The sequence below is a fragment of the Bacillus sp. CIS52 genome (genome assembly GCF_053545315.1).
Genome location: NZ_JBIUFR010000003.1, coordinates 267,807 through 279,799 on the forward strand (window position 1 = coordinate 267,807; position 11,993 = coordinate 279,799).

14 protein-coding genes and 1 other RNA gene are annotated in these 11,993 nt (G+C 44.5%); 9 read left to right on the forward strand and 6 right to left on the reverse strand.

Annotated elements, in window-relative coordinates; translation table 11 throughout:
• Positions 1–29: 29 nt before the first annotated feature.
• The 3 genes from ACH32G_RS14260 to ACH32G_RS14270 all read right to left on the reverse strand — a co-directional run bounded on the left by ACH32G_RS14260 (position 30) and on the right by ACH32G_RS14270 (position 4,338).
• Entirely contained in the window at positions 30–875 is an 846-nt protein-coding gene (locus ACH32G_RS14260; RefSeq protein ID WP_047474633.1) for a superoxide dismutase, read from the reverse strand.
• Positions 872–2,755 (reverse strand): terpene cyclase/mutase family protein, encoded by a 1,884-nt coding sequence (locus tag ACH32G_RS14265; protein ID WP_366970888.1) that lies wholly within the window; start codon positions 2,753–2,755, stop codon positions 872–874. Before ACH32G_RS14265 ends, ACH32G_RS14260 begins: the two co-directional genes overlap by 4 nt.
• A gap of 95 nt (positions 2,756–2,850) precedes the next feature.
• A complete protein-coding gene (locus ACH32G_RS14270) occupies positions 2,851–4,338 on the reverse strand; it encodes an aldehyde dehydrogenase family protein (RefSeq protein ID WP_045926171.1) in 1,488 nt (495 codons plus the stop codon).
• Positions 4,339–4,520: 182 nt separating this feature from the next.
• Here ACH32G_RS14270 and ACH32G_RS14275 point away from each other — a divergent pair, with 182 nt between their 5' ends.
• Positions 4,521–4,724 (forward strand): DUF6501 family protein, encoded by a 204-nt coding sequence (locus tag ACH32G_RS14275; protein ID WP_007407979.1) that lies wholly within the window; start codon positions 4,521–4,523, stop codon positions 4,722–4,724.
• Positions 4,725–5,103: 379 nt separating this feature from the next.
• The gene (locus ACH32G_RS14280; RefSeq protein WP_003153783.1) at positions 5,104–5,448 is read left to right on the forward strand and encodes a PH domain-containing protein; all 345 of its coding nucleotides are present in this window, start codon (positions 5,104–5,106) and stop codon (positions 5,446–5,448) included.
• 44 nt (positions 5,449–5,492) lie between these two features.
• Here ACH32G_RS14280 and ACH32G_RS14285 read toward each other — a convergent pair whose 3' ends face one another.
• Both ACH32G_RS14285 and ACH32G_RS14290 read right to left on the reverse strand, forming a co-directional pair.
• Positions 5,493–5,726, reverse strand: coding sequence for a hypothetical protein (locus ACH32G_RS14285; RefSeq protein WP_003153785.1), 234 nt, complete (start codon positions 5,724–5,726; stop codon positions 5,493–5,495).
• Complete coding sequence (locus tag ACH32G_RS14290; protein ID WP_016936599.1) at positions 5,723–5,995, reverse strand: hypothetical protein; 273 nt, start codon at positions 5,993–5,995, stop codon at positions 5,723–5,725. The genes ACH32G_RS14285 and ACH32G_RS14290 overlap by 4 nt, the downstream gene beginning before the upstream one ends.
• A gap of 73 nt (positions 5,996–6,068) precedes the next feature.
• Here ACH32G_RS14290 and ACH32G_RS14295 point away from each other — a divergent pair, with 73 nt between their 5' ends.
• Entirely contained in the window at positions 6,069–6,551 is a 483-nt protein-coding gene (locus ACH32G_RS14295; RefSeq protein WP_049628622.1) for an Hsp20/alpha crystallin family protein, read from the forward strand.
• Here ACH32G_RS14295 and ACH32G_RS14300 read toward each other — a convergent pair.
• Positions 6,538–6,771, reverse strand: a complete 234-nt coding sequence (locus tag ACH32G_RS14300) for a hypothetical protein (protein ID WP_045926173.1) — start codon at positions 6,769–6,771, stop codon at positions 6,538–6,540. The genes ACH32G_RS14295 and ACH32G_RS14300 overlap by 14 nt on opposite strands.
• Positions 6,772–6,863: 92 nt before the next feature.
• Here ACH32G_RS14300 and ACH32G_RS14305 point away from each other — a divergent pair, with 92 nt between their 5' ends.
• From ACH32G_RS14305 to ACH32G_RS14330, 6 genes are all read left to right on the forward strand, one after another.
• Positions 6,864–7,244 (forward strand): hypothetical protein, encoded by a 381-nt coding sequence (locus tag ACH32G_RS14305; protein ID WP_045926174.1) that lies wholly within the window; start codon positions 6,864–6,866, stop codon positions 7,242–7,244.
• Between the two features lie 88 nt (positions 7,245–7,332).
• Positions 7,333–7,824 carry a TraR/DksA family transcriptional regulator gene (locus ACH32G_RS14310; RefSeq protein ID WP_045926175.1) on the forward strand — a complete coding sequence of 164 codons (492 nt, stop codon included), beginning with the start codon at positions 7,333–7,335 and terminating at the stop codon, positions 7,822–7,824.
• 145 nt (positions 7,825–7,969) lie between these two features.
• The gene (locus tag ACH32G_RS14315; RefSeq protein ID WP_003153791.1) at positions 7,970–8,596 is read left to right on the forward strand and encodes an FMN-dependent NADH-azoreductase; all 627 of its coding nucleotides are present in this window, start codon (positions 7,970–7,972) and stop codon (positions 8,594–8,596) included.
• Between the two features lie 223 nt (positions 8,597–8,819).
• Positions 8,820–9,005, forward strand: a non-coding RNA gene (gene ssrS, locus ACH32G_RS14320) — 6S RNA.
• A gap of 102 nt (positions 9,006–9,107) precedes the next feature.
• The gene (gene recQ, locus ACH32G_RS14325) at positions 9,108–10,886 is read left to right on the forward strand and encodes a DNA helicase RecQ (protein ID WP_448814472.1); all 1,779 of its coding nucleotides are present in this window, start codon (positions 9,108–9,110) and stop codon (positions 10,884–10,886) included.
• A 235-nt stretch (positions 10,887–11,121) separates the two neighbouring features.
• Positions 11,122–11,988 (forward strand): 3D domain-containing protein, encoded by an 867-nt coding sequence (locus ACH32G_RS14330; protein WP_188154140.1) that lies wholly within the window; start codon positions 11,122–11,124, stop codon positions 11,986–11,988.
• The last annotated feature ends 5 nt before the right edge of the window (positions 11,989–11,993 follow it).

Genomic DNA, 11,993 nt, shown 5'->3' on the forward strand with positions numbered 1-11,993 from the left:
GCAAGCCCCCGTTCAAAACGGGGGCTTTTTTAATAAAGCGGCCACATTACACGGTGCGCTTGCTCGAACCGTTTCTCCGCCTCCCGCCAGTCAACGACATTCCACCATTGATCCACGTAAGCCGCGCGGTCATTTTTATATTGTAAATAATAGGCGTGTTCCCATACATCTAAAGGGAGCAAAGGAATGACGTCCCATTGGCTGTAAAGCTGATGCTTCTCAGCTGCCAAAATCTCCAGCCGCCCCGAGCGCGGCGCCCAGACAAGGATAGCCCAGCCGACGCCTTCGACTTTTTTAGCTGCCTGAGAAAATTGTTCTTTAAAAGCAGAATAGCTCCCGAATGATGAGTCAATCATTTGAAAGAGAGCGCCCGTCGGCCGTCGTTTTCCGTTTGGGTTCATGGAAAACCAGAAAATACTGTGCAAATAATGGCCGGCGCCGTGAAACGCCAATTGCCGCTCCCAATGCGCCACTAAGTCGTACTGTTTCATCTGCCGCGCTTTTTTCAGCTCCAGTTCAGCATGATTCAGGCCGTCAACATAGCTCTGATGGTGTTTTGTATGGTGAAGTTTCATGATTTCCCTTGAAATATACGGTTCCAGTGCGGAATAACTGTAAGGCAGCTTAGGCAGTACATGCTTGCCGATCGGCACAAAAGCTCTGGGCTCATCCGGCTCTTCCGATTGGGTAATGTCCCGGTAAAGTCCTGATGCCTGTTCGTACCATTCCGCCTCCGTTAATCCGTCATCCTGAAGAGTGTGAAAAATCCGGTCGATTTGTGCCGCGAAGCGATCGAACCGGCCTTGCTGAATGACTTGTTCCTTCAAGGTTTCACACCAATTCAGCATCTCGGTTTGATAAGCGTGCCGTTTCATTTTTCTTCCTCCTTTTCACTCACTTTCATAAAAGTGCTGAGCGCAAGCAAAGAAAATACATACGGGTAGCTGTGATACTTGATGTAAAATTGTTTCGGAAGGCCGATTCCAGTCGGATAGCTGAAAGGAGATCCCTCGTAATGCCGGTTTTCAATAAGAAAAGATATGCCTTTTGTGATGGCCTGGTGATGTGGTTTTTCGTATTGCAGCAAGGCTTCCGCAGCCCATGCCGTCTGTATAACCGTTCCGTAAGAAAGGGGGACATAAGTTTTGATTTCTGCGCTTTTACAGGATTCTCCCCAGCTTCCATCCTCATTTTGAATAGACTTCAGCCAGCGGATCGCTTTTTTTACGGCCGGGTGGTTTTGGCTGACACCGCAAGCTTTCATGCCCGTCAGCGCAGCCCATGTTCCGTAAATATAACAGACACCCCATCTGCCGTACCATGAACCATTCTCTTCTTGATGGCGGAACAGCCATTGGACGGCTTTTTCAATCTGGGGGTGATCAGAAGAAAGCCCCGCTTCCCCTAAACAGTGAAGCACCCGTCCGGTTAAGTCGCTTGTTGAAGGGTCAATGGCAGCTTCCTCAGCCGATTCAAGCGGGAGCAGGCGGATCAGCGGATGATTGACATTTTTCTCAAAAGCAGAGAAGCCCCCGTCACTGTTTTGCATGGACAAAAGCCAGCTCAGTCCGCGTTCCCATGAGCCGGGATAAAGTTTTCGCGGGATGGCTTTGAGCACTGCCGCTGTGTCATCACAATCAGGATTATTCGTATTGATGTTTGAAAAACCCCATCCTCCCGGTTCTGCATGCGGGTTGTGGACGGCCCAATCCGCCACTTTCGTCTGCTGCCGTTCACGCAAAAAGCGGGCGGCGCTTGTTATCATCTGATCGTTATCTGAAATGCCGCTTTTTATGAGCGCATAGTTGAGAAGCGCCGTATCCCAAACGGTCGATGTTGAATTTTCCAGATACGGTATATTGCCGCAAGACGTGAGTAAGGCTTTCGTGCCGGCAAGCGCTTTTCTGATAACGGGGGAGTGGCGTGATACACCGAGAGCGAGCAGGCTGTACACCATAAAAATAGTGGCGCTCGCATAGCTGTACAATGTGCCGTCTTCTTCAATCCGGTCAAGCATATACGTTTTGGCCGTACGGAGACCAAGCTGGTGAAAAGCGGCGGGAATCTGTAAAAGCCGTTTCCAATGCGCAAATAGAGAAGAGAGATCTCTGTCATCTTCCTGATCGGAACGAAGCCATGTAAACGGATTTTTGGTCATATGCGGATCTAAGTGCGCGAGAGACGGAACGTTGGGATTTTTCAGTGAAAATCTTTTATTAAGCGTCACAGCCATCGGCACAAAATGGATCCGCGCGTATGTACTGAACTGATAAAAATGCAGCGGGAAAGAGGGGGGAATCACTAAGAAAGATAATGGCAGGTGCAGTGCGGGCCACGGATAAAGGCCGTTTGCCGCAAGCATCCACTTTGTCATGAAATGTACGTTCCGCAAGCCGCCGTTAGAGATGATAAAACGTTCGGCCTGAATCATATGCGCTTCAGAACGGTTATATAAGCCGGAAGCCAGCAAGCCGACATAGCCCTGTACAGTGGCGGTCACATTTCCCTTCCATTCATCGGGATAATTGGCAAATGTTCCGTCCGGACGCTGCTTTGCGCGGATGCCTTTTGCAAGCTCAGCGATCAGTTCTTTATCATTGTCTCCGAGAGAAGTGAGAAGGAGGATCAGAAAGGCGTTTGTCAAAATCGGGCCTTCAAAACAAAATGACCATGAGCCGTCAGCATTTTGCTTTTTTCTTAATAGGGAGATGGTTTTCTTTTGGCGGCTTCTGACTTTTTCACGAATTGTGCTCACACTCGCTCAACTCCTTCAGAAGCATATATATTCATATGCAAAAGGCGGCATGACACAAAAAAGAAACTGCTGGCAGGCAGCAGTTTCTCGTTTTATTAATCTTCCAGACTGATCCAGACGCTTTTCACTTCTGTATAATTATCCAGCGCGTAAGAGCCCATTTCCCGTCCGAGGCCGGATTGCTTATAGCCGCCGAAAGGAGAGGCCGCGTCGAATACATTGTAGCAGTTGACCCAGATGGTGCCGGCCTGGAGACGGTCAGCAATGTAATGGGCGTTTTTTACATTCTCAGTCCAAAGTCCGGCTGCAAGGCCGTATTCCGAGCGGTTCGCACGCTCAATGACTTCATCTACCGTATCATACGGAATAGCGGCTAAAACCGGGCCGAAAATTTCTTCTTTTGCGATGGCCATGCTGTCATCCACGTCCGCAAATACTGTCGGGGAGACAAAATACCCTTCTTCAAACGGACAGCTTCCGCCTGTAACGGCTTTGGCGCCTTCTGCTTTTCCTTTTTCAATATAAGAAAGCACGCGTTCATGCTGTTCCTTACTGACGAGCGGACCGATTTGCGTATCTTGGTGAAGACCGGCTCCCTGCCGAAGTGATTTCGCATATGAAACCATTTCGCTTACGACCTCATCATATTTATCTTTGTGAATGAAGACACGGGAGCCGGCACAGCATACCTGCCCCTGATTAAACATGACCCCGTTTAAAGCGCCGGGAATGGCTTTTTTCAAGTTGGCGTCAGGCAAAATGATGTTAGGTGACTTACCGCCAAGCTCCAGCGTTACGCGCTTGATACTTTTCGCGGCCTTCTCCATAATCTTTTTGCCGATTTCTGTAGAACCGGTAAAAGCGAGTTTATCGACATCGTCATGGTTGGTCAGCGCTTCCCCGGCCGTCTCGCCGAACCCGGGAACAATATTGATGACGCCGTCAGGGAAGCCCGCCTGATCAATTAATTCAGCTAAATAGAGGGCGGTCAGCGGTGTCTGCTCCGCCGGTTTCAAAACGATTGTACATCCTGTGGCAAGGGCGGCGCCCATTTTCCACATCGCCATAAGGAGCGGGAAGTTCCAAGGGATAATTTGCCCCACGACGCCGACAGGCTCATGGCGGGTGTAATTAAAATATGAGCCGGCGACCGGAATCGTTTGTCCGGTTATCTTTGTGGACCACCCGGCATAATAACGCATATGCTCAATTGCCAGCGGAATATCTCCATTCGTCGTTTCATTAATCGGTTTTCCGTTATCAAGTGTTTCAAGCTGCGCGAGTTCAGTCTTGTGCTCTTCCATTAAATCAGCAAGCTTATACATCAGCCTGCTTCTGGAAGCGGCCGGCATTGTGCGCCATTCGCCGTGATCAAAGGCTTTGCGTGCCGCTTTCACTGCACTGTCAATGTCTTCTGCCTGTGCCTCGTAAAGCGTCATCAAAGTTTCTCCGGTTGCCGGATTCGGTGTGACAAAGGTTGATCCTGAAGCGCTCGGAACAAATTTTCCGTCAATATAAAGCTTCTTCGTGCCTTGCAAAAATGTTTCCAGCCTTTTTGTGATCTGCATCGTTAAAGAACTCATTCGTAACAAACCTCCCGAAATTTTTTATGGTCTGTTTTGAGCATCTTGATGTCCGCGCAAAGTAAGCGCATACAGTCATTCTATAATACAGACCCAGGTAAAATCAATTGATAACCGTTATTGCAATTCACAAGAAAAAACAGCTACAATAAGCTTATCGATGAAGAAAAGGAGTTTTACAGATGATTCATAATAATTGGCAGACAAAAGAAAGCGTTAAAAAGGTAAAATGCGTACATACAGATGCGAAAAAATACATTGTCAAAAACGTACTGACGCCCGGCAAAGAGTATGAGGTCAAAAATGAAACAGAAGAATTTATTTTTGTCGTGGACAACACAAATAAAGTCGGCGGCTTCTACAAAGAGTATTTTGAAGAAGTCTAAAGCTGAATGAATTTATTTTGCTAAAAGCTTTAGCATGTTCAGAAAAAGGCACGGACAAATAAGGAACAATTGAAGATACAGATCGTTGATGTTTTGTTGAAACCGCGGCATTCAGAGGCCGCGGTTTTTTACAGCGATAAGAAAAAACTGACTTTTCGAAAAAAATATGGTTTTCTTGAAACCTTTTCTTCTGCAAAACCGTATTACTTCATAACAGAGCACCTTTCGCGAAAAGGCTTATCCGATGAACGTTCTGAAAATGTAATCTGTTCGTAATGGTTTAAATGCTGTCTATGTCGTATTCTTATATAGGGATAAAGAACTTATTTTTTATGTATTTGATAAAATATAGTATAGAAGCAGAAAGTGGGGTTCTTCATTGGGAATTTTTTCTGTCAGCAGATCAACCGACACAAAAAAGCTGGAGGCTTTGCTCGTTGAGGGAGAACGGATTGAAACGATCTATAAACTGCGGGTTGACCAAATATGCTTTACAAATAAACGAGTGATTTTCTTTGATAATAAAATGTTCTCCAAAAAGAAAGTGCGCGTCTTCCTTCCATATAAAACAATTGAAAGCTTCGCCATTCAAGAAGCAGGGATGTTTGATCCTGATACGGGCCTCGTATTAATGACAAGGGGAAAAACATTCGAATTGGAATTTGCAAAAGAAACGGACTTGACCGAGGTTCAAGCCATTTTAACAAAATACTTATGCAGCTAAATATGACATAAAAGCCATCCGAATGCAGGCGGATGGCTTTTTTATTAGATAATGCTTGTTTTTCCGGAGTTCGAATCAATGAGATCCGGATCAGCAATAGAACTGATGGGGATATAAATCGGCGCCAAATCACCGTTTTCTTCACCGAAGCCATAGTTAATCTTATTGGATAAAAAATAATCGATTTGCTGATACGGGCCGATCGTAATGGAAGAGCCGCGGTCGACCGCATTCACTTTAAAGCCTCCTACATTTACCAAAACCGGCGAAAACATCATAATGGGTCTCCTTTCCCGGCGGGGATTTTGCCGCATGCTGACTCGAAGGTAGACGGAGCATCAATTTGATCTCTGTCATCCACTTTCCCATTCGTGCCGAAAAAGCCGCTAGCATCCCCGAAATTCTGTCCGTACCCCTGATTCTTTTTATCGGAATTCTGCCATTCCGCCAGTAAATTCTGTCCGACATTCACCGCTGAAGCATTTTCAAAGGAATTAATTTTCAACATGAAAATATTAATATTGATATATGGAGTTGGTTGAACCACAGGCAAACCTCCTTTAATACAGGTGTATGCCGGCTGTTATGACCGTATGCTTAGACAGGAGGACGATAAAAAAATGGATTTCGACAAGATGAAGCAATGGATGGAAATGGCGCAAAACATGTCTGGCGGTGATTTTTGGAAAAACATTTTTGATGATGAGCAATTGAAGTCGTTCCAAAACGGTCATTCTCATTTTCCCTTTCAGCAGGGAGAAGGGCAAATGAGAAGAAATGAGGATGCTTTTCCTCTTATAGATATAGTGGAAACCCATGATGAACTCCAATTTTTGCTGTATCTTCCCGGCTATCGGAAACAAGATGTTCAGCTTTTGTCTTACGGAGAATATATTGTCGTAAAAGGCACGAGAAAATCCTTCTTCAATGAACAGGATTTTAAACAGAAGACCGGAAAATACGGCGATTTCGAAAAAAAACTCGACCTTCCTCATTCCGCTCAGGGAACGAAGGGGATGCAGGCGGTATTCAAAGACGGAATTTTATATATATCAATTGCTAAACATTTGGGGGATGCAAGCCATATTATTATCGAAGGCTGACCTTATTTGCGGTGCCGTCTATCAGATCTGAATCATCAATACTCATGATGGGGATAGCGACTACAGTGCAATCTCCGCTTTGTTCACCATATCCTTCATTTCTTTTATTAGCGGCAGTGCGCCTCAGTATAACGGAAGAACCGGTGTTAAAAGTCGCTCCGCTGCTGATTCCGTTCATTTTTATATGCTCAAAGTTAATAACCGATGGAAAAAACATCATCATTCACCTCCTTTTTGTATACCATGTTTATATATTCGCAATGCGGGACACCTAGAACTTTCCAAGAGTGACGGGGAAAGAAGTGATTTTCTTTGAAAAAAATAATGAAAGAGCTTTTCAAAAAAGTATGTGAAGAAGAATTAGACAGGCTTCAGAAAGTGGAACAGCAGCTTGATGAGCTTCAGAATAAATGTCATTCTGAACCGCAAACGGTTGAAGGGGAAAAAACGTATGTCCATATCGAGAGCGTAAAAGTGGACAAAGTGGAATACAACATTGACTTTGAAAAGCTGAATATAGGAGAGCTGAGCGGAATGCTGAATATCGGCGCCACATACCATACGCCGGAGCACCAACTCAAAAAAGCCTGCCCTGAAGAATTTCGGGACAACCAGGATAATGATCCGGTGAAAGAAAAAAGACAGACAAAACAGCAGACACCGAGTGTCAACATCAGGGGGAGAACACATTGAGACCCATTGTTTCAGCCGCCTTTTTTGAGGGTATGTAATAACTGAACTGAGAGCAGCAGGAATACAGACGAAAAAGGAGATGCTGAATATGTCATTATCAAAAGAACAGCGGGACAGCCTTTACCATAAATTAATCGATTTAAAGGACGGTCTTCAAGGAGAATCAAAAGAAAAACATTCAATGAGCGAAGACACGGGAGAACTGTCAAACGGAGTAGATAATCACTTAGCTGATCACGGAAGCATTTATTTGGACAGGGTTACGAATCAGACCTTGGATGAAGTCGATCAGAATCTTTTAGATGAGGTGAATGCCGCGCTTGAGCGGATGGATAAAGGAACATACGGAATATGCGAAAAAACGGGAAAAGAAATCCCTTATGAAAGGCTTGAAGCCGTTCCATACGCCAGAATGACCGTCGAAGCGCAACGGGAAGCAGAGGGGGATGTGAAAACAGACGCCCCGTCATATGAAAGGGAATTTCACGAGCAGGTGAAAGACCTCTCAAATAAAGAAACCGTTGATCAAAAAAGCTCACAAACTTACGAAATTCTGGATCGCGAGCAGGATTCACAATAATATCAGCAGGTACATTCACATGTACCTGTTTTTTTATTCCATAAAAAAATCTCAGAATCGAAATAAAAACGTTGACTTTATATAAAAAAGAAAGTAACATACTATTTGTAAGTGAATATTAAAAGATTACCGGGAGGAATTTAGAATGTCTCAAGTATTATTTGTAAAATCAAGTGACCGTACGGCTGAAGAAGGCGTATCAGTAAAATTATATGAAGCGTTTCTTGCTGCTTATAAAGAAAACAATCCGAATGATGAAGTAATTGAACTTGATCTTCATAAAGAAAACCTTCCTTACCTCGGAAGAGATATGATTAACGGAACATTCAAAGCTTCAAAAGGAATTGAAATGACAGACGAAGAGAAAAAACAAGCGTCAACGGCTGACATTTACTTAAACCAATTTGTCAAAGCTGACAAAGTCGTGTTTGCATTCCCGCTTTGGAACTTCACAGTGCCTGCTGTGCTTCATACTTATGTTGATTACCTGTCTCGCGCAGGGGTTACTTTCACATACACGCCTGAAGGCCCTAAAGGTCTGATGGGAGATAAAAAAGTAGCGCTCTTAAACGCACGCGGCGGCGTATATTCTGAAGGACCGATGGCATCTCTTGAAATGTCATTAAACTTCATGAAAACTGTTCTCGGCTTCTGGGGAGTTCAAGATCTTCACACTGTTGTCGTTGAAGGCCATAATGCAGCGCCTGATAACGCTCAAGCGATCATTGAAAAAGGATTGCAAGAAGCGAAAGATCTGGCTGCAAAATTCTAATCTAATTGCCGAAAACTCTCACACCCCTATAGGGTGTGAGAGTTTTTTCTATTATATATAGAAGAAACTGGTGACAGCTTTCGCAGCAATCTTATATTGATATATTGATATTTTGTCGAAAAAACAACTTTTATCGAGAAAAAAGCATTTTTTGCACAGAAAAAGGTTTTCTGTAAAAGAATTAACCCCCTTGCCAAAATACGACTGATGGTGTAGGATATAAGAGAAGCTACATTGTTCGTATTGTTAATTAAGTTTTAACCTTTAAGCTGTAATAGGGAGTTTTATATCGAAGCTGGAATGTCATGCCTCCATTGCAGAGGACGACAGGAACGCTTCTGCAAACACCCACTTTGAGGAGTGGTGGTTTAAAACTTTCTTACTTGCGTACGGCATACGTAGCGAAAGCCATTTCCCTTGCGGAGATGGCTTTTTATTTTGACCTTGAACAGCGTACTTTATCAGTATGATAAAATAAAAGAATCAAAGACAAAGTGAGGTTTTACGACATATGCTGGATAAAGCCGAATCCCTTCTGGCGCATTATTTTGGCTACGACAGCCTTCGCGCGGGGCAAAAACAGGCGATACAATCAGTTGCAGAGGAGAGAACAAACACGGTCTGCATTATGCCGACGGGGGGCGGGAAATCAATCTGCTATCAGATTCCCGCACTGCTGTTTGAAGGAACCACAATCGTTATTTCCCCTCTTATTTCCTTAATGAAAGACCAAGTCGACGCGCTTGAAGAAGCGGGTATCGCGGCAGCTTATATTAACAGCACTCAGACAAGCCGTGACATTCATGAGCGCCTGACCGGTTTGAAGGAAGGGGCTTACCGGCTCTTTTACATCACGCCGGAGCGTTTGACTTCTCCTGAATTCATTCACATCCTGCAGAATATTACGGTTCCTCTTGTCGCCATTGACGAAGCTCACTGTATATCGCAATGGGGGCATGATTTCAGGCCGAGTTACCGGAATATCGAAATCCTTTTTAATGAATTAAAAGAGCCGCCCGTCATCATCGCATTAACGGCGACGGCTACGCCTGAGGTTCATGATGATATCTGCAAGCAGCTTCACATTAATAAAGAACAAACTGTGTATACCGGTTTTGCCAGAGAGAATTTAACATTCAAAGTCGTAAAGGGCGAAAACAAAGACCGTTTTATCGAGCAGTATCTGGAAAGAAATAAACACGAAGCCGGCATTATTTATACAGCAACAAGAAAGGAAACGGACCGTTTATATGAGAAATTAAAACGCAGCGGCATCAATGCCGGCCGTTATCACGGCGGATTGGCGGATGATAACAGAAAAGATCAGCAGGAGCGGTTTCTTAACGATCAGATACAAGTGATGGTTGCTACGTCCGCTTTCGGAATGGGAATCGATAAGAGCAACATCAGATTCGTTCTGCACGCCCAGATTCCGAAAGATATGGAGAGCTATTACCAGGAAGCCGGACGGGCAGGGCGCGACGGCCTCAATAGCGAGTGCGTGCTCTTGTTTTCGCCGCAGGATATTATGGTGCAGCGTTTTTTGATAGATCAATCGGCTGCCGGAGAAGAAAAACAAAAGCAGGATCTCAAAAAACTGAGGCAGATGGTGGATTACTGTCATACCGAAGATTGCCTGCAGCGGTTTATTCTGAAATATTTCGGCGAGAATGAGGCGGAAGCTTGCGGAGCATGCGGCAATTGCACTGATACAAGAAGCGCGCATGACGTCACTAAAGAAGCGCAGATGGTATTGTCATGCATCATCAGAATGAATGAGCGTTTCGGAAAAACGATGGTGGCGCAAGTGCTTAGCGGGTCAAAAAATAAAAAAGTGCTGGAAAACGGCTTCAGCAGCCTGTCCACTTACGGCATTATGAAGCATCAAACCGCAGCGGAAATCAGTGATTTTATTGAATTCCTTATTTCAGATGAATATATCAGAATGGCGGACGGCACATTTCCGACGCTTATGGTCACCCAAAAAGGCAGGGACGTTCTGCTTGGAAAACGCGCAGTCGAGAGAAAAGAAGCCTTACAGGCCGCCGCCGTCACCGAAAATGATGAATTATTTGAGCTTCTCCGGCGTCTCCGCAAAGAGATCGCAGCGGAACAGGGCGTGCCTCCATTTGTCGTGTTCTCGGATCAGACGTTAAAAGAAATGTCTGCGAAACTCCCGAAAACGGATCATGATCTTCTTTCCGTAAAAGGGGTCGGGGAACAAAAACGATTGAAATACGGAGCGCTTTTTTTAGAAGAAATCCGAAATTATGTAAGAGAAACAGAGTGAAAAAAAGTTTTTTTAGAAATTTGCACATTGTGTTTTTCATCTGCGCCGGAAAAATCAGAAGCTTGAAAACCCTTGCTGTATCAAGGTTTCAGCAAGACTTACCAAGTGAGAGAAATGTTTCATGTAAAGGAACTGTAATCTAATTCAAATCGTTTTGTTATTGAACTGACATTTTCATATGTTACGATATCACCTGTTAGCCGCCAATAAAAAGCTAACAAGGGAGGATTTACTTATGAAGAAGACGATTATGTCCTTTGTCGCAGTTGCAGCAATTTCAACAACTGCATTCGGAGCTCACGCTTCTGCTAAAGAAATCACGGTGCAAAAGGGTGACACGCTCTGGGGGATCTCGCAAAAAAACGGAGTGAACCTAAAGGACTTAAAAGAATGGAATCAGTTATCTTCTGATTTAATCATTGAAGGAGAGAAACTGACTATTTCTTCAGTAGAAACAACCACATCTGGGCAGTACACAGTGAAGCAGGGCGACAGCCTCTGGAAAATTGCTCAGAAATTCGGAACATCAGTCGGTAATCTGAAAAGCTTGAATAACTTGCAATCAGATATCATTTACGCAGGCACAACATTAAAGGTGAAAGGTCAGGCGCAGGCTGCACAGCCGGCTCAAGCCAGCCAGCCGCAAACTGAACAAAAACCAGCTGCCGAGACAGAACAGCCGAAACAAGAAGCTGTCCAAAAAGAGCAGCCTAAACAAGAACCTGTTCAAGAACAACAACCTAAACAAGAAGTGAAGGCTGTCGAAGCAAAACAGCAGCCTGTTCAATCAAATACAAACCAACAAGAGCCTAAAAAGCAGCTGACAATGACTGCAACTGCTTACTCCGCTAACGACGGCGGCATTTCCGGTGTAACGGCAACCGGTGTTGACTTAAACAAAAACCCTGATGCAAAAGTCATCGCGGTAGACCCTAGTGTTATTCCGCTTGGCTCTAAGGTTTATGTTGAAGGTTACGGAGTGGCAACAGCAGCAGATACAGGCGGCGCAATTAAAGGAAATAAAATTGACGTATTTGTTGCAAAGAAAAGTGACGCTAACAACTGGGGCGTCAGAACAGTAAATGTTAAAGTGTTAGACTAGTTTAA

Excerpts from the sequence above, each read along its gene's own strand:
- ACH32G_RS14330 (WP_188154140.1), top strand. The coding sequence starts at position 11,122 with ATGAAGAAGACGATTATGTCCTTTGTCGCAGTTGCAGCAATTTCAACA.
- ACH32G_RS14260 (WP_047474633.1), bottom strand. The coding sequence starts at position 875 with ATGAAACGGCACGCTTATCAAACCGAGATGCTGAATTGGTGTGAAACC.
- ACH32G_RS14275 (WP_007407979.1), top strand. The coding sequence starts at position 4,521 with ATGATTCATAATAATTGGCAGACAAAAGAAAGCGTTAAAAAGGTAAAA.
- ACH32G_RS14295 (WP_049628622.1), top strand. The coding sequence starts at position 6,069 with ATGGATTTCGACAAGATGAAGCAATGGATGGAAATGGCGCAAAACATG.
- recQ (WP_448814472.1), top strand. The coding sequence starts at position 9,108 with ATGCTGGATAAAGCCGAATCCCTTCTGGCGCATTATTTTGGCTACGAC.
- ACH32G_RS14315 (WP_003153791.1), top strand. The coding sequence starts at position 7,970 with ATGTCTCAAGTATTATTTGTAAAATCAAGTGACCGTACGGCTGAAGAA.
- ACH32G_RS14285 (WP_003153785.1), bottom strand. The coding sequence starts at position 5,726 with ATGATGTTTTCGCCGGTTTTGGTAAATGTAGGAGGCTTTAAAGTGAAT.
- ACH32G_RS14300 (WP_045926173.1), bottom strand. The coding sequence starts at position 6,771 with ATGATGTTTTTTCCATCGGTTATTAACTTTGAGCATATAAAAATGAAC.
- ACH32G_RS14310 (WP_045926175.1), top strand. The coding sequence starts at position 7,333 with ATGTCATTATCAAAAGAACAGCGGGACAGCCTTTACCATAAATTAATC.
- ACH32G_RS14270 (WP_045926171.1), bottom strand. The coding sequence starts at position 4,338 with ATGAGTTCTTTAACGATGCAGATCACAAAAAGGCTGGAAACATTTTTG.